Consider the following 21118-nt stretch of genomic DNA (forward strand, 5'->3'; position numbering starts at 1 on the left):
AAAAAATTTATCCCGATTTTTATAAATGTTAATAACTATTTATCAAGATACTTGCTCGAAAATCGGAATAATTAATTTATCGGGATAATCGCCCTGCCAGAGCATATTAACCTGGTCATAGGCAAAACGGCGTCTGTTTTCTTCTTTACGGGGTGAGTTAACCAACAGGTTCTTCTTTTTAAGAAAGCGATAAACAGTGGAATAGGAGGCCTGGGAAGGCAGCATTTTCTTTTCAGTAATCAGCTGATCATAGAGTAAAGAAACAGATCTATCAGGGTGATCTTCTCTGGCTTCTAAAATAACTTCCTTGAGTTCTGGAGTTAAAACACGACTTTTACCTTTATCATTTCTGGGTTTGGGTTTAAGCCCTTCAAAACCACCTTTGCGATAGGCTCTAACCCACATGGCTATAGTTTTTGGTGAGTATTCTCTGACACCATAATAGGGGACATTGTGTTTTTTAGCAGCCACCTTTGCCAGATACTCGTTCTGTTTTTTCACCTGTCTATTTAAGATAGGTGAAATGAGGGAAAAGCGAAATAGAGCTATCTGTTCTCTGTCATTATCATTCATCAAAATCAGCTCCTTTAAGCTTGAATTTTAGCATTTAAGAGCAAAATTGTTCTTAAACTGCTGATAATAACATTTTAATCAGAAAAACAGCTCTTTTCTAGTGAAAGCTTTTGTGTTTAAAAAAATAGTTCCAAAACTTTAATCTTTATGGTACAATTAAAGTGCCATAAAACATTGATTAAAGTGATCCTGATACTCTTTTGCGAGTATCTGAGCGTCTGAGCTCCAAATCATTTTAATTAGTTTTGTGGCTTTTTTTATTCTTGATAATTTAAAAGGGATCAGGGAGTGGTATTTGTCTCTGAAAAAAGCAATCAAACCAGGAATATTGCGGGTAAATCTATGCAGATAAAAATATACTGCTCGTTTGTAGAGGAGTAGCTTTTTCTGCAGCAGATATTCTTTCATACAGCAGATAATATAATTGAGAGATCTTTGAAATTTAGGGAAGAGAAAGGCTGGAAGAATCGAAATAGTTTTGCCACAGTGCTGGCATTTGTATCTTCTAATCGGTATCCAGAAACATTTACCATCGATGGTGATTACATAGCGGTGGTAAAATCCGTGTTTATGTAGTTTATCATGGCAGTGAGGACATTCTTCAGGGTGAGGAAAATTATTATTCTGGCCAAGCTCAGAATATTTTTTAACAGGTATTTTAAAGTCATGAATGATTTGCATCTGATCACATCCTAAATATTCTGATAATATTTTATCAGATTAATTCAGGAAAAGGAAGAGCTTATTTAAATTTATTTTGATTAATATTTATTGTTTTCTAATGGAGTAATTTGATAGATAACAATATATTTATAAATCAATATAGATTGATACACGTACAATACAAGTCCGGTAAAGACAAGAGAATTCCATAAAAAAATTAAAAACCGAAAATTTTTGTCCTTATTTAAAAATCATATACAAAGCGGAAGCGTTACATATCAACCCTCATTATTATTAACTTTAACTAAAATGAAAAGATCAAAACACTTCACTCCTCCTCATCTTAAAAATATAGACTCGTCACTTCATTGCGGAATGGATTTACTTTCACCAAATTTCTTCAAGGTAGGTAATGAATTACTTACTCTCGCAACTTCCGAGGTAACAAAAAAAATGAAAGGGTCAAGTTTTGACTCTTGTAGATATTGTTTTCCTGCAATTATAATGTTCTGTACTGCTTTTGAATCATATTTAAATGAAACTATCGAGTTCAGCAGGACTCTTGCCATAAAACAGGACACTAATAACAAGGAATCGATTCTCAAAAGAATCGATGACATAAAAAAGGCAAAAGAAATTAAAGATAAGATAAAATTGTTTTACAAAGGATATGATTCAGAGGACGTTGGAATTGACACAAATGGAAGCACCTACCAAAATCTGATTGCACTATTTAGATTGAGAAATGAAATTATTCATTATTCTCCCGATATGACAGCAGGAAACAAATGGCCAATTCGAACAAAAGAAGCATTTTTTAAAAGTAATCCTAAAATAAAAGAGAATACTACCTGGACAACAACTTTTGGTGCGGTTAGCGTAGCCAAATGGGCACACGACACCACAATCGCTGCCATTCGCTTATTTGCCAAAATTTCCGGATCACAAGATCCTTTTGGTGAAGAAACTCCTTATCCATGGCACTGGTAAAAATAAATGGGAAGACTATTCTCACGCCTTTCATAAAAAAGGTCCGCAAAAAAAATCTGTGGGCCTTTTCTATTTCCCAGGGTCACTGTGAAAGAGCCTATTTGAGTCGCCTAGTTGCTTACTTATGAACCTTCTTTTCAGATTGCCCTATTCCCATTTTTACAATAGGCCACCCAAAAACATCAATGAGGGGTGGTAGAAGTGCATTCATTCACAAAAGTGAAAAATCAACCATATTGTTTCCTATTACTGAGGCATGGCCATTTGATAGCTCCCGTAAAGCCTCTCCGCCCCTATCAATAGGGTTCATTGTTGACTTTTGATAGAAATCTATCATAATGTCTTTGTATCCATTGATAGAAAAAAGGAGGGGGAATATGGCAATTATCGGTTATGCACGTGTGAGCACTGTTGGACAAAGCCTTGATGCTCAATTGATCCAACTTGAAAAAGCTGGGGCCGAGAAAATATTTCAGGAAAAAATCTCTGGGGTCAAAAAAGATCGCCCAGAGCTGCAAGCTATGCTGGATTACATTCGGGAGGGAGATACGGTAATTGTTTCCAAACTGGATCGTATTGCAAGGAGCACCAAGCACCTTCTTGATATCGTTGATTGCCTTCAGGAGAAAAAAGTAACCTTCAGCGTGTTGAATATCAACCTGGATACCTCTACGCCCACCGGTAAGCTCATGTTAACCATGCTTGGGGCTATAGCTACATTCGAGCGAAAAATGATGCTTGAGAGGCAAGCTGAGGGCATTGAGAAGGCAAAGCAGGAGGGGAAATATAAAGGTCGTAAAGCAACCGCCAGAGCCAAAGCGACAGAGGTCAGGACCCTTGTTAAAGCGGGGATGGCAAAACAAAAAATAGCGGAGGAATTAGGGATTGGGGTCGCTTCGGTTTATAGGATTTTAAAATCTTGAAGAATAATAATGGCCAAGGATTGGAAAGATCAGCCAATCTAAGGAGAATTTCGTTCTAAAGAAAACCGCCAGGGATTCTGATACCAAACCCACCAATTGTTGTTTCCCTGAACCCATCGGGCCTTGTTGATTCAAAACCCTCCACCTATTCAGATAGAATCCCCTTTGGCTCTGGCTTCGTCGCAATCGTACAAAGTCAGATAGTGCTGTTTGCCCTTGCGGCCATTGTCGCGTTACCGGATGATTCTGGCGTTTTCGATTGATGGATGGGGCTCAGAGTTTTGTCTCTAAGGCCAATGTGCTGTTTTGTTTATGGGATAGGTTGTTTTTGCTGAAGGGACTGTTGTTTTGAAGATGACTTCGCCATCTTGTCCCAAAACGGTTATTCTTCCGCCGCCTTGGTTTTGAAGGAGGCTTTTTGCGGCTGCGATAGCATGGCGCCTTGTCTCATGGATGGTGGTTGGGATTTCCTCATCAAAGACTTTATTGGCCCAGGTGCCGTCAGGACGTTGATAGACAGTGCGATTATGTTTACTCTCCATGTTCCTCCTGGTTGGTTATGTCATGGTTTCTCTTCTTCTTGCTTTGCAATCCTCAGCTTTGCGGATGACTCTTGCTCGCCAGACAATTTGCTCCCGCCAAAAATGATTGACGTGGCGCATATGATCGCTGGCTTCAGCTACCTGATCATCTTCTTTGGTGGCCACAAAGCTCTTCGTCGGAAAATAAATTAATTATTTGTAGATTAAAATAACAAACATATTATTAAAGGATTATTTAATGTTTAGTCAATAGTTATTGTTGAAAAGTTTTAACAAGTGGGGGGGGAAACCGCATGCCAGTTCATTCAAATAATAGGCATACAATGTCTTGAAAGTTCTAAGAAGCTGCAGGATAGAGTTGTTGGGCTGCTTATTCTGATCAAAACCATCCAAGCATTCTTGGCATAAAGCCGTCCATACTTTGTCGGGGGACCGCTGGGGTGTTCCGGATTGCAGGGTTAGTAAGAATGGACGAATGTTTACCTCTGGCGACCTTCAAAATCAACAACACAATATAGGAGATAGGGCCGATACCCATGATGGCTCAAGGTGACAATTGCTCTGACTCCTGCCAGTTTCCTTGGAGTTGTCCCATTTAGGTGTATATTCAGGAGATGGAGGGGGAGTCCGAACTCCAAATTCGCAGAAAAAAATGACCACTGGTTTCGGCGACACGCTGATTAGCGATTTCGAATATTTAGCTCTACTTTTGACCTATAGGTCTGAGGGGACGCTTTCGGGAGCGATTCATTACATTGATCGTTATACTAGCGAATCAACATGAAATTCAAAGCTCATCATTTAAATTAGTGCTATTCAGTTTACAATCGCCAACCTTCGATGGATTTCATCGCTTCAGAATCTATCTATAGAGTATAATTTTAAATTTAATAAATTATTGTTTTATTCGAAGTTTTTATAACAATTGAGGTGTTTCTTATCTTAAGAAAAAAATTGGCCAGGCAAAGGCAAAGATAGGCTTTGCTATGCAAAGTCTCGATACATCATAAGAATCTATTGCTTACCGGTCAGGGGAGGAGGAAAAACTGACCTTCATTGCCTGGCCACAATAACAACTTTTTCTATTATTTATTTTTAAAAAGATAATAATAGATTAGATTTTATATGCGTTTACAAAAACTTACAAACTTTAGACACCGACCTAAATTATGGACTTATAAAGCCTAACAATGTCGTCATACGTAACCGATCTGGGGTTAAATAAAGTACATACATCTTTCAAAGCATTGTCTGCCATTTGGGGAACGTCTTCCTCCAATATTCCCAATTCCCCCAATCCCGCGGGAATACCAATATCCTTAGCCAACCGCCTGATTGCACCAATTGCTTTGTCAGCAGCATCCAAAATACTGAGCCCGTCAATGTTCTCCCCCATGGACTCAGCAATTTTTGCAAATTTTTCAGGGGCAGCCAGCAAATTATACTCACACACAACAGGCAAAATAATTGCGTTGCACACACCATGAGGCAAATCACGCAAACTTCCTGCCTGATGTGCCATCGAGTGCACAATGCCCAGAACTGCATTATTAAATGCCATACCAGCAAGATACTCTGCATAAACCATTTGAGAACGCGCCTCTAAATTCGTCCCATCCGCAACAGTTGGACGCAACCATTTTGCAACAAGTTCGATAGCCCCTAGAGCGCATACATCTGTAACAGGCGTCGCCTGTTTGGAAACATAGGCTTCTATGGCATGAGTCAAAGCATCCATTCCAGTAGCAGCAGTCAATGAGCGAGGCATTCCCATATGGAAAACCGGATCATTAATAGCAACATCCGCCGTCAACCTTCCGTCGCCAAAAATCATCTTGACATCAGTATCCGTATTAGTGACAACGGCAAACCGAGTGATTTCGCTTGCAGTCCCTGCAGTTGTATTTATAGAAATATATGGGGGGAGAGAAGACTTAAGTGTGTTGACCCCTGCATAATCTCTGATATCTCCTCCGCTTGTGGCCATTATCCCCATCGCTTTCCCACAATCATGGGAACTTCCTCCACCAAGCGTAACTAGTAGGTCGCATTTGTTTTCCTGCCAAACCATTAACGCATCGCGAACATTTACATCGGTCGGATTTGGACAAACGCCAGAAAATATAAATACTTCTAAGCCTTCGTCCAGAATATAACTTTTAACCTGTTCTGCAAATCCAGCATTGACCATCCCTTGATCGGTAACGATTAGAACCTTCCTCCCACCCAGAGACTTGGCATGCTTACCTACTTCCTTCCTTGCACCTACTCCCATTAGTGATAAAGCGGGCAAGTAAAACTCAAAAACCTTATCAGAAACATTAGACATTTAAATCCTCCTCTCATTTAGCTTTGAATTACGTAAGACCAAGCTATCACTGTGACAGCTTGCAAAAATAATATTTAACCGAACGTTATATCTAATTCCTCGCACTTATTACGCGACTCGGCATAGATTACAGGCTTTTGAAACCCAGCTATTTGTGGCGAGGTAGTTCATAGCTTAGGGTCAATAATGGTTTAAGGAAAATTTTTTAAAAATATTTAAATCCTTACAATGAGGAAGGTAAATAATTTATTTAACCAACGATTACATTATGTCCATCTCTTTCAAACAAATTCTTTATTCTTTGCATTTCAAACTTTGAAGGAGGATCAACGGGTGGCATTTTATATTCCAATCCAATTCTTTCATATTTTGAAGTACCGAGCTTGTGGTAAGGCAGCAATTGGACTTTATCCAAGGAATCTCCTAATTTTTTGCATATTCGAGAAATGGTTTTAAGATTTTCATCATCATCATTGATACTAGGAATGACAGGAACTCTTATTTGTATAGGAATTTTTTTTTCGGCAATATTAAACAAATTATGTAAGATCACGCTACTTGATACGCCAATAAATTTAGATGACTTTTCATCGTCGATAATCTTTAAGTCATAAAGAAAAAGATCAACATAAGGAAGTAAGGGTTCATATTTCCCCCAATCTACACAACCAGATGTATCAAGAGCCGTATGTAGACCTCGATACTTGCTCTCTTTAAGTAACTCATATGCAAATAAATTCTGCACCATGGGTTCTCCACCCGAAATAGTTATTCCCCCTCCTGTTTTTTCATAATAAAGTCTATCTTTCTCTACAATTTTCATTACCTCATCAACGCACATTGACTTTGATGTAAAATACAAGGCTTTCGGATAACAAACCTTTGCACAATCTCCACATTCGCTACAAAGATTTCGATCTAAACTTATTGCAGTAATATCTTTTTTTAAAATCTTTGAATAGGTTGGCTTTGTTTTATTTAAGGCCTTTTGCTTACATACTTTTAGACATTCACCGCAATCTTCCACACCAACACATAATATTGGCATTACCGCCAACTGTCCGACAAATGATTGAGAATCAGGACTATGACACCAAAAACAATGTAATGGACATCCTTGCAAAAATATCATGGTTCTTATCCCTGGCCCGTCATGCAAGGTATACCTTTGGATGTCAAATACCAAACCTGAAGATTCGTTTTTCACAAGGTATCATCTCCCATCTATATTTTCCCTAGAAACCTCAACATTTTAGTTTTTGCAGTTCTATTTCTTTTTAAATTGGGGGTCAGAACATGAAATATGATCAGACCCCCTATTTAAATTCATTCTATCCCCTCCTAGACCCCACAACACCTTTATGGTGTTGTGGGGCGGCTATATTTTTAAATCTCCTTAAAACTTTATAAAGACACTAACCAATTTCCTCTATTTCTGTTCTTGTAATTATGTCCTCCTGAAGGACCGGATCAAGTCCAACGAAAAAAGCACTATAACCAGCCACCCTTACGACCAAGTCCTTATACTTATCAGGATTTTTCTGTGCGTCTCTTAGCCGTTTAGAATCTACAACGTTGTACTGGACGTGGAGACCCTTTTGAGAGAAATAACCTTTCAATGCAGCCTTAAGAACAGTTTCTCCCGTTTCACCTTCAAGGGCAGATGGATGGAACTTGAGATTAAGAAGGGTTCCGTTTGAATTAATCAAATGGTCAAGTTTAGATGCTGAATTCAATACAGCTGTAGGTCCATTCAAGTCTCGACCATGAATCGGGGATATGCCATCCGCCAAAGCATCGCCTGCTTTTCGCCCATCAGGAGATGCACCTAAAACAAACCCCATAATTAAATGCCTATTGACAGGATATAGCCCCGGTTGATATGGCCCTCGCGGTCCCACAGATTTCTCTGTCAATTTACAGTAAACTTCTGCAGCCCATGCTGCTATAGCGTCTACCTCTTCCTCGTCATTACCGTAATGAGGCACTTCTGCAATTATTCTATTTCTAAGAACTTCCTGGCCGCTCCAATCACTTTTCAAGATCTCAAGCAATTCAGATCCACTTACTACTTTTTCATCAAAAACCATCTTTTTGATGGCCATAAGGGAATCACCTACGTTGCTGACACCTACACCCGCCGTACCAATTGCATTGTATTTGGCCCCTCCCGCTGAAACATCAATGCCCTTTTCTATACAGTATTCCATTCCACAAGAAAGAAACGGTAAAGGCGCAACATCTTGGTTCACTAAGTCGGCAGTGTTCGTAATGACTGCGAAATGATCTACAAAGTATTTAACCTGTTTTTCGTAGGCCTTCTTCACTTCTTCGAAGGATTTAAAATCAGCCAAACTTCCCGTTGAGGGACCGGCTTGCATACCGGTTTTTAAACTTTTCCCATCGTTAATGGCATACTCCAAGCAGGCTGGAAGACTAAAGAAAGGATGATCTCCAGCACCGCCCGACCAGCCATATTCATAACCTTGAGGTCCCGGTTCAACACATCCTACGATGGCATAATCTCTTGCGTCTTCAATTGATTTCCCGCGATTAAGCAGACCCGGAATTATTACTTCATCATTGTAAAGGGCCGGCATGCCTAGCCCCTTTTTGGTTACCTCCACAATTTTGTTCCAAAGTACCTCAGGTGTACCATTCCACAGACGCGCAGATATGGACGGTTGGTGAAGCCCAACATTCTGAGAGGCATCCAAACATATAAAGGAAAGATCGTTGGTCGCATCTTTGCCATCGCGATCCTGCCCACCAACAATTAGATTTTGAAACATCGGATATTCGACAGCCGTCACTCCAAATGGCACAATCTTATTAATTTCCGACAGTTTGATCCAAAGACACTCCACCAGTTCTTGCGCATCTTCCCGCGCCAATTGTCCCGTCAATAGGTCTTTTGAATAATAGGGATACATATATTGGTCAAAGCGACCTGGTGAGATTGAGTGGCCATTAGATTCAAGTTGCAAAATTAATTGGAAAAACCAGAAGGCTTGGCAAGCCTCATGGAATGTTGTGGCGGGATTAGCCGGTACCTTTTCGCAAATACTTGCAATCTTCAACAACTCTGTTTTTCTAGCAGAATCACTTTCTTCTACTGCCATCTGCTTAGCCAAGTCAGCATAACGCTGGGCAAAAGAAACGGCAGCATCACACGAAATGATAACGGCTTTCAAAAAATTGTACGTGTCGACTTCATTTCCATCGGCCGGAATTCCCATCACCTTGAGCTTTTCAAGTGCATCCTGCCTGATTCCATTAAACCCTTTAGTGATTACTTTTTTATAACTTGGCGAATAATGACCAACTCCTGTGGCAACCACTACACTCGGAGTAAAGTTATATACAGCAGAATTTGCAATACTTGCGGCAGTTTCTTCTGGCAGTCTGCCAATGGTTAGATGATTAACCGTTTTCCCCTTCCAATAAGGCCCAATTTTCCGTAGATCGGACTTAGTTTCCTCATCAATAAGGAACGGATCAGTATCACACAACTCAAAAGGTTCTTCATCCATTTCACCCAGAATCCACTCAAACGAAAATTCGGGGAAGATTGGAGAATATCTGGCAACTTTTGCCTGATTACCAACAATGAGTTCATCATTTGCAATCCAAATTGACATTTCTTCAAGAACCCGTTTGAGAACTTTAGCCCGCCTAAGTATTGCAGGCAGACTCTCATAATCTTGATAAGCCTGCGTGACAATCTTGGCCCGTTCAGAGCAAATCCCTGGCGGAGTAGCCAAATACTTGTCTTTAAGTTTTTTTGCCCTTGATGAAATACCTCGGTTTTCCATATCTGCTCTCCCTTCAGTCAGTTTTCGGTTTTCCATATCTGCTCTCCCTTCAGTCAGTTTTCGGTTTTCCATATCTGCTCTCCCTTCAGTCAGTTTTCCGAGTTGTAAGGACCAGACTTCCTTCGCCCTTACCCAAAACAGCTTCGCTAGAGTTTCAAAAAACAACGACTTTCACCGGTGTACCTGTAATATATCATCATATAACTCGAGAGTCAAGATATTTTCTCTTTTTTTTAGATTAATTTTTGACAACTATAAGCGGGGGGTTCACAGGTTTTCTGAAAGAAAGGATTGACAGGTAAGGAAAGATTAAGGTGTTTTGCAATAGGATGAGGGCTTGAGATTGTCAACAATAGCAGGCAATAATTGTTCCCCACCAAGCAAATCGTTGGAAGGCAGAATGCCTAGAGTTTTTGACAGGTACAGCGACCGACTATTCAGCGTGCTTTTATTGAATCGCCCCTAGACATAATGGCTGACAGTTGACAAAAAAAGACCTGCCCCTTGCAAACGTGGGTTATGTTGGAACCTCGTGAACCCCAACACAGAGCCATAACCAAGGAGGCAGGTCATGAAGAAGTCTAGCATATTTGTAGGATTGGACGTCCACAAAAACTCCATTGAGATCGCTATCGCCGAAGCTGGCCGAAACGGTGAAGTTCGCAGTTACGGAAAAATTGACGGGAGCCTTGGCGCCCTCGACAAAGTCATCCGAAAACTGGTTTCGAAAGGTTATGAGCTGCATTTCGTCTATGAAGCTGGCCCCTGTGGTTATGAGATTTATCGCCATCTTGCAGCTCAAGGATTTGATTGCATGGTGGTTGCGCCAGCAATGATTCCCAAGCAAAGTGGCAACCGAATCAAAAATGATCACCGGGATGCCCAAATGCTGGCCCGCCTGCATCGGGCCGGTGAATTGTCGGCTGTTTTTGTGCCGTTTGCCGAAGATGAAGCCATGCGGGACCTCACCCGATCGAGAGAGGATGCCAAGTTGGCGGAAAAAAAGGCCAAGCAGCGCATTTTGGCTTTTCTTCTCCGGCACGGTCACCACTTCAACGGGCGAAGCCACTGGAGCCAGGCGCATTTGCGTTGGATCGCCGGAATCAAAATGCCTCATCCGGCCCAACAGATCGTCCTTCAGGAATATGTGGACGCATTCACTGAATGCACTCGCCGTGTGGAGCGCCTTACGGGGCAAATCCAACAGCTTTTGCCCCAATGGCGAATGGTTTCGGTAGTAAAGGCTTACCAATCCCTCCGGGGTGTCTCCTTGATTGTGGCCGCCACAACTGTTGCCGAGATAGGAGACATGACGCGCTTTACGAGCCCCGTTGAACTGATGTCCTATCTCGGTTTGGTGCCTTCGGAGCACTCCAGTGGCGAAAAAACAAAACGGGGCGCCATTACAAAAACAGGCAATGGCCATGTGCGCCGGGTTCTGGTGGAAGCCTCCTGGGCATACCGCCTTCCTGCCCGGGTTAGTCGGGAGTTGCGCAAACGCCAAGAAGGTCTGTCGCAGGAGATATGCGATATCTCCTGGAAAGCCCAGCTTCGATTGTGTGCCCGCTACAAACGAATGCTGGCGAAGGGTAAGCCCAAACAGGTGATCGTGACGGCCATCGCCCGAGAACTCTGTGCCTTTATGTGGGCAATAGCCCATGAGGTTGAATTTCCGATAATGGCATAAAGAATAAAACCCAAAACTACAGCCTCAAAACACGTTAGGGGCAAACTTATCGAACAATAATCAATACTCCAGGGTAGTTACAGGGGCGCAACCACGGTCAGGAGAACCCTCGGGAAAACTATCGGATCAGGCCCTTAGGCCGAACTCACGCTACTAGAGAGAGGAAGCTCCGCGACGAAGCCAAGTCAGGCGGTATCCAATCCGCGAATATCAGAGTGATCAACCGTCGCAACATGGGTTCCGCCTCTGCAAGTACCCTGGAAAATAACCGCGAAAAAAACCGCTGAAAAACAGTTGGGCAGGGAACGATTCGGCTCTTGACAACTGTCAGCCATATCAGTTTTCTTGGACACTGATTTGGGGTAAAGTCCCCGTGTCCAAGGAGAGAGAATATGACTACAAAGAACAAGAACGAAACCGTCAAAGGCCCCTTAGCCGAAGGACAGCGTTGGAGTGCCTCCCGCAAGCGTGAGGTTGTCCTACGCATGCTTCGGGGCGAATCCGTTGACGCCCTGTCCCGCGAGCTGAGTATCGAAATCTACCGTCTGGAGCAGTGGCGGGAGAATGCCCTTGCCGGGATCGATGAGTCGTTAAAAAAGCGGCCAAAAGATCCGGTTCAGGCCGAACTCAATCAGGCCATGCGCCGGATCGGCGAATTGACCATGGAGAACGAACTCCTTTGGGAACGGGTTAAAAAACCCGGCCCTTTAGCCAAGCGGAGATCGTCGAAATGAGCCAAACGATCTCCCCGGGAGCAGACAAGCCCTACGGCGTCCAGCGGGTTTGCACTGTCTGGGAACAGGCTCGCTCCTCGTTCTATCATGCCTCGCGCCAAAGTCCACCAGCGGTGCCTAAACGTCGTGGTCCGCGTCCATTGATAAGTGACGAGGACCTATTGGGCTTGATCCGTCACGACCTGGCAACCTCACCGTTCGTAGGAGAGGGACACCGTAAGGTCTGGGGACGGTTACGGTTCCGTGATGGCCACCGTGTGTCACGCAAGCGGATTCTGCGGATCATGCGCGAAAACCACCTACTTTCTCCGCACCGAGGACGGCCCAAAGCTGCCAAGGCGCATGAGGGCAAGATCATCACCATGGCACCGAACTTGATGTGGGGCACCGATGGCACCCGCGTCTTCACTCTTGACGAGGGCTGGGTCTGGATCTTTGCGGCTGTGGAGCATTGGAACGCCGAATGCGTCGGCTGGCATGTGTGCAAAACCGGCGACCGCTATGCAGCCCTGCAGCCCCTTTCCATGGCCTTAAGCCGCCTTTACGGCAGCGTAGAGAAAGGAATTGCCCGGGGGCTGTCCCTGCGCATGGACCATGGCACCCAGTACCTCTCAGACCATTTTCAGAACCAGATCAAGTTCTGGGGGATCACTCCCAGCTTTGCCTTCGTTGCCGAGCCTCAAACCAACGGAGTTGCCGAACGTTTTAACCGCACCTTGAAAGAGCAAGCCATTTATGGCCGAGTTTTCCGTACCGTCGATGATGTTCGCAAGGCCGTAAAGACCTTCGTGAGCCTTTATAACAGCGAATGGCGAGTCGAGAAAAACGCCTTCACGTCACCTGACGAAATCCGCCATAACTGGCTGGAAAATCGGATGGCAGCATAGTCTAAACTTGTGTCCAAAGAACCGTTTCCGCTACATAAACTTGGCCGCTCCGACCAGGGACCCGACGATGACCTTGCCGACCCAGACCACGCTGCGCACCACCACCGCCAGGGCTCGAACGATGAGCGACAGGTTCCAGGCCACGATCTTCAGCGCGAATGCCAGCCCCTGCAGAAGCACACCGGCGACGGTGCCGATAACCGTGCCGAAGGTGCGCCAGGACGACCCATCGGTGGCGCTGGCGGCCACGCCAAAGATCTCCACCACTGAAAAGACCGCGCTGGCCAATGTCGCGTAAGCGCTCATCAGGGTGCGGACGGTCGGTTCGAGGATGGCGCGGATGCGGCCAAAGGCATGGGAGAACGCGCCCCACAATCCGGCCAGTGCCTCACGAACGCGGTAATAGGCTTTGAAGACGGTGACCACGAAGCCCAGCAGACCGGCGGATTCGAGCTTTTGGGCCAGTTCGGCCGACATCTGTCCGACGCCGCCGCTGAGCGAGCCCACCAGCTCCCTGATCCCCCGGAAGACCAGCGAGACCTTGTTCCAGGCCCCGGTGATGACGTCCTGGATGCCGCCGAAGTTGGTTTCCCAGGCGCGTTTGAGCAGATACACCGAAAGGATCACGCCTGCGATGATCGCGGTAACAGGCAGAAAATAGGTCGCGACCGCCGAACCCACTCCGGCGAGCGCGGCGCTGATGGCCACGAACCCGGCCTTGATGGCGGGCAGCATGAGTCCCACCATGCCCACGGCGGCGGTGACGGCTCCGGCCACGACCAGAATGGTGCCGAGGGCCATGGACAGCCCCAGGACCACCCGGGTCACGCCCGGCATCGATTTGGCCATGCGTTGCAGAAACAGAATGAAGCGGGAGGCTCCGTTGATCACCGGCGTGACCACCGGCAGCAGAGTGCGTCCCAGGATTTCGCTGAGGTTGGCCACCTGCTGGCGCAGGAGCAGGAATCGGGCTCCGATGTCCTGGTTCATGGCGTCGGCCATCTGTTCGGTGACCGCCGTGCCGGTCTTCATGGCCCGGCCCACCGACTGGATATTGCCTTCGAGGCTCTCCATGCCCGCCGACATTTGCAGCAGGAACTTGACCGCCTCGTCGGAGCCGAAGGCCTTCTTCAGCTTCACCTGGGTGGCGGCGTTGGAGAGATCGGGGAACTGGCGCTTGATCTCCTGCAGGATGGGAACCACGCCCTTGAGACGGCCACTGGTGTCGGTGAAGGATAGGCCAAGCTCGTCACCGGCCTCGGCCGCCTTCATGATGAACGCCTTGTACAGCGTGCCCGCCTCGGAGCCGGGCATGGTGGTCTGGAGCTGGCCGAGCACGGCGAGCTGCTCGTTCAGGGGAATGTTGCTCGCGGCGGCCACCGCGCCGATGTTCTTGATGGCGTCGGCCATCTGGGTGCCGTTGGTCTTGAACGAGGCCACGGTCTGCGCCATGGCTCCGGAAAAGGCGGTCGCCCATTCCATGTCGTTCATGTCGGCCATGATGGGCTTGAATATCCCGTAGGCCGTGGTGAAGGTGCCGACCATCTCCTGGGTGGTGGCCTTGGTCGCCTTGGCGGTCATGGCGGCCATGGAGGTGAAGACGCCCACGGCCTCGTCGCTGAGGTTGGACAGGGCCGATTTCACATCGTAGGTGGCGGTGATGAAGGCGGCCTTGTCGGCACCGGACCATTGGTTAGTGAAGGATTCGGCGGCGTCCTCGATGGCCCGGAGGTCCTGCACGCCGAGGGACGCCAGCTCGCCCAGGGCTTTCTGGGTCGCGGCGGTGGAGGCGACCAGGGCGGCGGGTACTGCCATCAGGGCCAGTCCCGCCCCCAGCATCATGGTGCCTTGCTGGATGCGGTCCAGGTTGCGGGTCATCCGCTCGCTGGCATCCGCCACGGTGGAATCGAGGTCCATCATGGAGCCACGGATGCGCTGCGCGTTCTGCGAGAACGCATCCTTCATCGATACCACTATGCCCAGTCCGAGATTGCCGTTCATCTATCGCCGTTCCGTTTGCTCACGTTCAAAATCAAGTTGCCGCTCGAGGGCCTCGACGAACTGACGCCGGACCCTGAGCGGCAGCGAGCGGGTTTCCGACCAGCCCCAGTGCAGTCCGCCGTAAGCGAGAAAGAATGCGTCGCTTACAAGCGAACTCCTGGGAACAAAAAAGACGGTTCGGCCTCCAGTCGGGTGCGGATCTTGGTTCCGCAGCCATCGCATTCGGTCTCCACCGAGGTGTCGATTCCCGCGTCGACCCGCGACATCTCCTGCCGCAGCGCGTTGCGGTCGCGCATCGACATTTCCGACAGGCTCTTCTTGGAAGGGGCCTTGCCGTCGATGTCGAGGATGCGAATGAGCATGGCCGAGGAGATGTTGGGCTCGCGCAGGCTGGCCAAGCGTTTTTCCTTATGGCCGTCGAGATATCCGAAGCGCACGGTTTTCTTCGAGCCGGGCAGCTTGAAGACGAACTCCCGCTCCTCGCCGTAGGGGGTGAACTTGAGATCCTCGAGATTGACGGTCACAAAGAAGGAGTTATTGTCTAGATTATCATAATCTATGTACTTTACAGTCTGATTTTTCTTTCCATAACCGACATCCTGCTGCAGACTGATGTGATTAATTAGCTTATCATAGATCATTTCATTAGCTGACATTAAAGAATTAGCCTTTAGACGAGCTGGTCTGATCTTATTGACAGCTTTATTTAAGTTATTCTCATTGATCCAGGGATTTATTCTTTTGAGTGCACTCTTTAATTCTTCTATTAAGATCACCTGGTGTTCTGATTCTCTTGCAGGCAGCTCTGTAAAATCCTTTTTCAATTGATCATAGACTTTATAGCCTAAAGTATCAAATAAATCTAAAGCAGGTTTTTCTGATTGATTATACTCATCCCAATTCCAAGTCATTTTCTAAACCTCCATCTCTGTATTTACTCGAATTTCTCCTGTTAATAGCTTCTGCATCAGACCTTTTTTAAGTCTTTCAAGTTTAGCTTTGTATTCTTCTTCCTTCTTTAGCTTTGCATCTACTGATGATAGGATAGATGCTATTTTCTTTTGTTCTTCTAGTGGAGGAACAGGTATATTAAAACCTCTTAATGTAGTTAGCCCTAAATATTGTTGTACTCCTCCTTGTAATATTCTTTTGATAAAGCCTTGAACTATATTACTTTGTAATGAATATTTAAAGTATTTACTTTTGATTAGCTCATTATTTGGTTTAAAAAGTGCAACATTTTTAATACTAAATTCAAAGTCAACATTTACTTCAACTGTTTGCCCAATTGTTCCTATATGAGTAAATAAAATATCACCTTTTTCTGGCTTACTTCGACTTATTATTTTTTTATGATCTTTTTCTGATACATAACCACAATCTTCAAAATCTAATTTTCCATTAGTAATATTTTTAGCAGTTATAAATGGATAACCATCATTTACTTCCTTTGGGGTATCATGAGTACCATCAGTTACTTTATTACAAATATCTCTTAATTTTTTTATATCCCATTTAGCTGGTATTTTACCTAAGATGGTATCCTTAAACTCACTATGCCCAATTCCTTTAGTAAGCAATTCCTGCATTAATCCTTTTTTTAGTTCTTTTGTCTCTTCTATTACCTCATCCGTTTTTTCTATTGACTTATCTACTGATGATAGGATTGATGCTATTTTTTTCTGTTCAGGTAGAGGAGGGTAATTAACAAAGAAAGTTTCTAATACTTTTTTGTTTATGGAAGAAAAAGTGCTTCCCTGTGAATAACTTTGAAGTTTCGGGTTAAACTGTTTAAGACAATAATAAATAAATTTATTACTTGTTTCTTCACCTTCAATAGCAGCTAGTCCACGACCAATACAACATCTATATGGTGCAATATTAATATCACCAACAGGAGCTCTTACACTAATTAAAATATTATCTTTATCTGCAACTTTTTGAGGGTCTGTACACCATTGATTCTCTTCAGGATAAAGAGATCCAAATTCAGCATTACCTTGGAAAAAAGGTAATCCATCTCCATCTTCGTTATATGTACTTGAAGGTGGTGAAGATCCCATATTAACTTTAGCTATATCTTTTAGTTGTAAAAAATCCCAACTATCAGGTATTAAACCATACTTTGTTTTTTTATACCCTTCTTTAACCATTATAACCAAGCTCCTTAAGATAGCTCATCATCTCTGATTCTATCTCATCTCTTTCTTTTTCCAGCTGATCAAGCTCAGTTAATACTTCTTCTACATCCACCGGTTCTTCCTCTTCTGTTGTATCAACATAACGAGGTACATTTAAGTTGAAATCATTTCTCTCTATTTCTTCCATATCAGCCACTCTACAGTATTTCTCTATGTCTTCAAAGTTGTGATAGGCATCTAATATCTTTTCTAAATCTTTTTCTCTTAAAAAGTTCTGGCTGCTTCCTTCTTCATAATCTTCCTCACCATAAATAAAGATAACCTTATCCTTTCTCTCAGCGGGCTTATTCTTATTCAACATCAAAATACAACCAGGTGAAGAGGTGTTATAAAATAAATTAGAAGGCAGTGCAATTACAGCTTCAATTAAATCTTCTTTTAGGACCTTCTTTCTGATCTTACCTTCAGAACGGCTGCGAAAAAGCACACCATTATCTAAAACTACCCCAACCTTGCCATCACGATTGGCACTTGCTAACATATGCTGAACCCAGGCCCAGTCAGCAGAGTTTTTAGGTGGGAAACCATAATTGAACCTATTATATGCCTGAGATTCTTTAATATCACTTTTAGCATAACTCTGATTCCACATTGGATTGGCAATTACTCTATCAAACTGCTGCAGCTTACCACCATCTTCTAAAAATAACGGCTCTGTAAAAGTATCTCCTCTTTTAATCTGAGCATCATAAAGATCATGTAAAAACATATTCATCTTAGCAATAGACCAGGTATTTAAGTTTCTTTCCTGACCAAAAAGAGAAATATTCTCCATTCTATCCTGATCTTCTTTTCTAATATGTTCAGCTGAATAAATAAGCATCCCGCCAGAGCCGCAGGCCGGGTCATAGACTCGATCTCCAGACTGTGGATCTAGAATTCTTACTAATAGCTGAACCACCTCACGGGGAGTATAGAACTCTCCACCTTTTTTACCGGCATCATCAGCAAACTGTCTAATTAAGTACTCATAGGCTCTACCTAGAAGATCAGCATCCTCTAAGTTTTCATTACCTAATTTTAAATCAGTATAGTGTTGGATTAATTTTTCTAATACACTGTCAGGTAATCTATCCTTATCATTAAAATCAACTGTAGTCAGCACACCTTCTAAAACAGAATTTTCCTGTTCTAAAACTACAAAGGCTTTATTGATAGCTGCTCCAATATCTTCAGTCTGTTCTTTAATTGCAGACCAGCGAGCTCTTTCAGGAATAAATACTTTTGATTCAGTGTAAAAGTCTGGATCATCAACTACTTCTTCACCGTATTCTTCAATAATGTGCTCTCTGTTCTCCATAAATACATCATTCATTCTTTTTAGAAATAATAGTCCAAATATGTAGTTCTTATAATCTGCAGAATCAATGCTACCTCTTAAGATATTGGCTGATTCCCAGAGATGTGATTCTAATTCTTCTAAAGTTAACTTCGACATTTACAATTCCTCCTAGAATAGTTAAGTTCTCATTTATTAATATATTATATCTTGCTGCTCTGACACCGTATTGTCACCAGCAAAAAAATATTTTTCCTATTACTATTTATACTTCAATAAATTCTTTAATTTTCCTTTATTGAAGCAGACACAACTCATACAAGTACCTCCAGATATCTTTTAACTATATTTTTAACCCCTGTAACTTCTGCATACTCAAGTAGTTTGGAGATGTTCTTATCCATCCTCTTTAGATAGTTCTGCATTGCCTCTTTTACAACATCAGTACCCACTTTGTTTCTCAGTCTTATACAGTCACAAATTGTTTTCTCTTTATCATATATTTTAACCTTACTCCCCTCAATATTAACCTCTTTAATCCCGGTATTGAACTGTTTATCAGCAAAATAGAAAATAGAGATCGACGGATAATCAGGCAGTTTAGGCCTGTGCTCATCTCGGTGAATGGCAATATAATACTCCCAGGGATTGGTTGTAGTGAGCTCATAATATGAAAGTGCTGAAAGCAGACAAATTACACCGTTAGGAACTATATTACTTACTTCGATTAGTTCTGTATTGCTATTATATTCATCATCATTCCAGCGGTACAGCCCTCTTTTGATCCTGCTGATATCTCCCTCTTCCTGAAGTTTATATAGATGTGATAGAATGAAAGTCTGCTCGCAAACCTCGAGGGCTTGCCCCGAGGGAGGAGGGTCAAGAATGAATATCTGCTTCAAGTATGTCTTTAGTTCGAGCATATCCATTGTTACTCTCAAATATATTTTTTATCTTATTGTAAATAGTAGGATCCATAATAACACCTCCGTTATAATCATCCGCACTTATAGATAGGTGCGGAGTTTTTTAACACTTTCTCTGTTTTAAGTTTATCACTTTTAGACCAATACAGACAAGTTAGTTCAATTATAATATCCGGAAAACTCTAGCTATTCTGTCTTTTGGTTCTCGCATAAACCTCTTCCTCTTCACCTAACTTAATTCCTCGATAATAAACTATATAGACAAAAAAATAACCAGACATTATGCTCGGCATCTAATTCTATTAAATTTCTTTACCAATAGTTCCTTTGTCCAAATCAATAATAGCTCCAGTTCTTTGTAAAAAGTCCATACCAATTATTACATCAATATCAAAACCATAATCCATTTCTCCAATATCAATTTTAAAATCTTCTACATTTAAATCCCCAATTGATAATGAGTCTATTTTCTTTATATACACAAATTCTGAACCACCAACACCTCTAACGCTTCCGATTGTATCCTCTGGTTCAAGTTTTATTCCAATATCTTCAACCAATTCTGCTTTTAAAATACTGCTGGCAGAACCAGTATCTATCAGCACATTATCTAAACTTTTTTCTTTATCTCTATATCCAACTTCCATAGTTATAAAAACAAAAACCCCCAGAAAAGCTCCATCATTAACTGAACAAAATGAAGTTTCTCTGAGGGTGAATCATCTCCAATTAAGATGCTAATTTTATTCTATTTTCCACCGTGATTTCACCGCAGTGAGCCTCAGCCACCGTTAAATACCGCAGTGACATTAAACCCAGTAAGCAAAGATTTTTTTATTGCCTACTTCCAGTTCTTCATCCCTGTATTCCTTATTCTGATTAAAATTAAAACTCAAAAGATAGCCCTGCTCCATATTCTGGCTTTCCAAATACTCAGCCAGCTGTTTTAATCCCTGCCGGTGATATTCTTCTCCCCGCCAGATTTTTAATTCGACAATAAATTTCTGCTCAAGATAAGTAACTACCACATCAAGCCTTTTTTCCTGAGAAATCTGCACTTCTTTGAAATCAAATCCTTTACCATTTATAATTGGTTTTAAAAAAGCGAGAAAAATTAAACGGCCATTTCTTTCTAAAAAATCTCTATCCCGATCACTATACTGTTCTTTTATGAAAACCTGAAAACGCTCCAATACTGCTTTTAGGTTAAGCTGACCATTATCGATAAAACTATCTCTGAAATCAAAAGCATCACTTTCCATTGAATTTTCTATTTTAGATATTAAATAATTGTAAATTCGCTGCTCATAAATCCTATTATGAATTTTTAAGCTGCCGCTATCATTTTTAAAAATACCATAGAGCTCTCCCTTTTCTATTGTTGGATTATCTGAATTATAAGTAATTTTTCTACCATCTACAATCAAATCTACACACATATTTTCTAAATCACTATTATTCTCTATATTTTTAATTAAGGTATCGAAATTAGGAAGATCTTTTGCTAAAATAATTTTTACTGCCTGATCAAGATATTCTTTCTTCCATTTAGACTCATTATCTGCAAG

Annotated in this window: 18 protein-coding genes and 1 pseudogene; 6 read left to right on the plus strand and 13 right to left on the minus strand. The window is 43.0% G+C overall.

Going from position 1 to position 21118, the window contains the following annotated elements:
• Positions 1–42: 42 nt before the first annotated feature.
• Together C7954_RS11815 and C7954_RS11820 are read right to left on the minus strand one after the other, a co-directional pair.
• Positions 43–573 (minus strand): helix-turn-helix domain-containing protein, encoded by a 531-nt coding sequence (locus tag C7954_RS11815; RefSeq protein WP_134060088.1) that lies wholly within the window; start codon positions 571–573, stop codon positions 43–45.
• A 156-nt stretch (positions 574–729) separates the two neighbouring features.
• Positions 730–1254, minus strand: coding sequence for a DUF6431 domain-containing protein (locus C7954_RS11820; RefSeq protein ID WP_089716086.1), 525 nt, complete (start codon positions 1252–1254; stop codon positions 730–732).
• Between the two features lie 486 nt (positions 1255–1740).
• On the opposite strand from C7954_RS11820, the gene C7954_RS11825 reads away from it, so the two are divergent.
• Positions 1741–2226, plus strand: a complete 486-nt coding sequence (locus C7954_RS11825; protein WP_027370110.1) for a hypothetical protein — start codon at positions 1741–1743, stop codon at positions 2224–2226.
• A 377-nt stretch (positions 2227–2603) separates the two neighbouring features.
• Positions 2604–3149 (plus strand): recombinase family protein, encoded by a 546-nt coding sequence (locus C7954_RS11830; RefSeq protein WP_027371434.1) that lies wholly within the window; start codon positions 2604–2606, stop codon positions 3147–3149.
• Positions 3150–3436: 287 nt separating this feature from the next.
• Here C7954_RS11830 and C7954_RS14195 read toward each other — a convergent pair whose 3' ends face one another.
• Complete coding sequence (locus tag C7954_RS14195) at positions 3437–3691, minus strand: DUF2188 domain-containing protein (protein ID WP_084288444.1); 255 nt, start codon at positions 3689–3691, stop codon at positions 3437–3439.
• Here C7954_RS14195 and C7954_RS13735 point away from each other — a divergent pair.
• The gene (locus C7954_RS13735) at positions 3599–3883 is read left to right on the plus strand and encodes a hypothetical protein (protein WP_166667725.1); all 285 of its coding nucleotides are present in this window, start codon (positions 3599–3601) and stop codon (positions 3881–3883) included. The genes C7954_RS14195 and C7954_RS13735 overlap by 93 nt on opposite strands.
• Before the next feature lie 970 nt (positions 3884–4853).
• On the opposite strand, the gene C7954_RS11840 is transcribed toward C7954_RS13735, so the two are convergent.
• From C7954_RS11840 to C7954_RS11850, 3 genes are all read right to left on the minus strand, one after another.
• Complete coding sequence (locus tag C7954_RS11840; protein WP_134060090.1) at positions 4854–6020, minus strand: iron-containing alcohol dehydrogenase; 1167 nt, start codon at positions 6018–6020, stop codon at positions 4854–4856.
• Between the two features lie 250 nt (positions 6021–6270).
• Positions 6271–7227 (minus strand): glycyl-radical enzyme activating protein, encoded by a 957-nt coding sequence (locus C7954_RS11845; protein ID WP_110301263.1) that lies wholly within the window; start codon positions 7225–7227, stop codon positions 6271–6273.
• Positions 7228–7435: 208 nt separating this feature from the next.
• Complete coding sequence (locus tag C7954_RS11850) at positions 7436–9907, minus strand: glycyl radical protein (RefSeq protein WP_134060092.1); 2472 nt, start codon at positions 9905–9907, stop codon at positions 7436–7438.
• A gap of 499 nt (positions 9908–10406) precedes the next feature.
• On the opposite strand from C7954_RS11850, the gene C7954_RS11855 reads away from it, so the two are divergent.
• From C7954_RS11855 to C7954_RS11865, 3 genes and pseudogenes are all read left to right on the plus strand, one after another.
• Positions 10407–11522, plus strand: coding sequence for an IS110 family RNA-guided transposase (locus C7954_RS11855; protein ID WP_027371440.1), 1116 nt, complete (start codon positions 10407–10409; stop codon positions 11520–11522).
• Positions 11523–11959: 437 nt separating this feature from the next.
• A pseudogene (locus C7954_RS11860) lies at positions 11960–12256 on the plus strand (transposase); the annotation flags it as partial.
• Positions 12253–13143, plus strand: a complete 891-nt coding sequence (locus C7954_RS11865; protein ID WP_027371439.1) for an integrase core domain-containing protein — start codon at positions 12253–12255, stop codon at positions 13141–13143. The pseudogene C7954_RS11860 and the gene C7954_RS11865, both read left to right, overlap by 4 nt.
• Positions 13144–13173: 30 nt before the next feature.
• On the opposite strand, the gene C7954_RS11870 is transcribed toward C7954_RS11865, so the two are convergent.
• The 7 genes from C7954_RS11870 to C7954_RS11900 form a co-directional block, all read right to left on the minus strand.
• Positions 13174–15144 (minus strand): phage tail tape measure protein, encoded by a 1971-nt coding sequence (locus C7954_RS11870; RefSeq protein WP_208320693.1) that lies wholly within the window; start codon positions 15142–15144, stop codon positions 13174–13176.
• A 143-nt stretch (positions 15145–15287) separates the two neighbouring features.
• Entirely contained in the window at positions 15288–16055 is a 768-nt protein-coding gene (locus C7954_RS11875) for a type I restriction endonuclease (RefSeq protein WP_110301264.1), read from the minus strand.
• A 3-nt stretch (positions 16056–16058) separates the two neighbouring features.
• Positions 16059–17297, minus strand: coding sequence for a restriction endonuclease subunit S (locus C7954_RS11880; protein ID WP_134060094.1), 1239 nt, complete (start codon positions 17295–17297; stop codon positions 16059–16061).
• On the minus strand, positions 17290–18783 hold the full coding sequence (locus C7954_RS11885; protein WP_134060096.1) for a type I restriction-modification system subunit M: 1494 nt from the start codon (positions 18781–18783) through the stop codon (positions 17290–17292). Before C7954_RS11885 ends, C7954_RS11880 begins: the two co-directional genes overlap by 8 nt.
• Positions 18784–18938: 155 nt before the next feature.
• Entirely contained in the window at positions 18939–19547 is a 609-nt protein-coding gene (locus C7954_RS11890) for a type IV toxin-antitoxin system AbiEi family antitoxin domain-containing protein (RefSeq protein ID WP_243833686.1), read from the minus strand.
• 305 nt (positions 19548–19852) lie between these two features.
• Complete coding sequence (locus tag C7954_RS11895; RefSeq protein WP_089717508.1) at positions 19853–20197, minus strand: retropepsin-like aspartic protease; 345 nt, start codon at positions 20195–20197, stop codon at positions 19853–19855.
• A gap of 162 nt (positions 20198–20359) precedes the next feature.
• Positions 20360–21118, minus strand: a 759-nt coding sequence (locus tag C7954_RS11900) for a GxxExxY protein (RefSeq protein ID WP_208320694.1), incomplete at its 5' end; no start/stop codon positions are given.

The organism is Halanaerobium congolense, assembly GCF_004366375.1.
In the GTDB taxonomy this organism is placed as follows: Bacteria; Bacillota; Halanaerobiia; order Halanaerobiales; family Halanaerobiaceae; genus Halanaerobium; species Halanaerobium congolense.

Coding starts and splice junctions, on each gene's coding strand:
- C7954_RS11815 (WP_134060088.1), bottom strand. CDS start 573: ATGAATGATAATGACAGAGAACAGATAGCTCTATTTCGCTTTTCCCTC.
- C7954_RS11820 (WP_089716086.1), bottom strand. CDS start 1,254: ATGCAAATCATTCATGACTTTAAAATACCTGTTAAAAAATATTCTGAG.
- C7954_RS11825 (WP_027370110.1), top strand. CDS start 1,741: ATGTTCTGTACTGCTTTTGAATCATATTTAAATGAAACTATCGAGTTC.
- C7954_RS11830 (WP_027371434.1), top strand. CDS start 2,604: ATGGCAATTATCGGTTATGCACGTGTGAGCACTGTTGGACAAAGCCTT.
- C7954_RS13735 (WP_166667725.1), top strand. CDS start 3,599: ATGGATGGTGGTTGGGATTTCCTCATCAAAGACTTTATTGGCCCAGGT.
- C7954_RS14195 (WP_084288444.1), bottom strand. CDS start 3,691: ATGGAGAGTAAACATAATCGCACTGTCTATCAACGTCCTGACGGCACC.
- C7954_RS11840 (WP_134060090.1), bottom strand. CDS start 6,020: ATGTCTAATGTTTCTGATAAGGTTTTTGAGTTTTACTTGCCCGCTTTA.
- C7954_RS11850 (WP_134060092.1), bottom strand. CDS start 9,907: ATGGAAAACCGAAAACTGACTGAAGGGAGAGCAGATATGGAAAACCGA.
- C7954_RS11855 (WP_027371440.1), top strand. CDS start 10,407: ATGAAGAAGTCTAGCATATTTGTAGGATTGGACGTCCACAAAAACTCC.
- C7954_RS11865 (WP_027371439.1), top strand. CDS start 12,253: ATGAGCCAAACGATCTCCCCGGGAGCAGACAAGCCCTACGGCGTCCAG.
- C7954_RS11870 (WP_208320693.1), bottom strand. CDS start 15,144: ATGAACGGCAATCTCGGACTGGGCATAGTGGTATCGATGAAGGATGCG.
- C7954_RS11875 (WP_110301264.1), bottom strand. CDS start 16,055: ATGACTTGGAATTGGGATGAGTATAATCAATCAGAAAAACCTGCTTTA.
- C7954_RS11880 (WP_134060094.1), bottom strand. CDS start 17,297: ATGGTTAAAGAAGGGTATAAAAAAACAAAGTATGGTTTAATACCTGAT.
- C7954_RS11885 (WP_134060096.1), bottom strand. CDS start 18,783: ATGTCGAAGTTAACTTTAGAAGAATTAGAATCACATCTCTGGGAATCA.
- C7954_RS11890 (WP_243833686.1), bottom strand. CDS start 19,547: ATGCTCGAACTAAAGACATACTTGAAGCAGATATTCATTCTTGACCCT.
- C7954_RS11895 (WP_089717508.1), bottom strand. CDS start 20,197: ATGGAAGTTGGATATAGAGATAAAGAAAAAAGTTTAGATAATGTGCTG.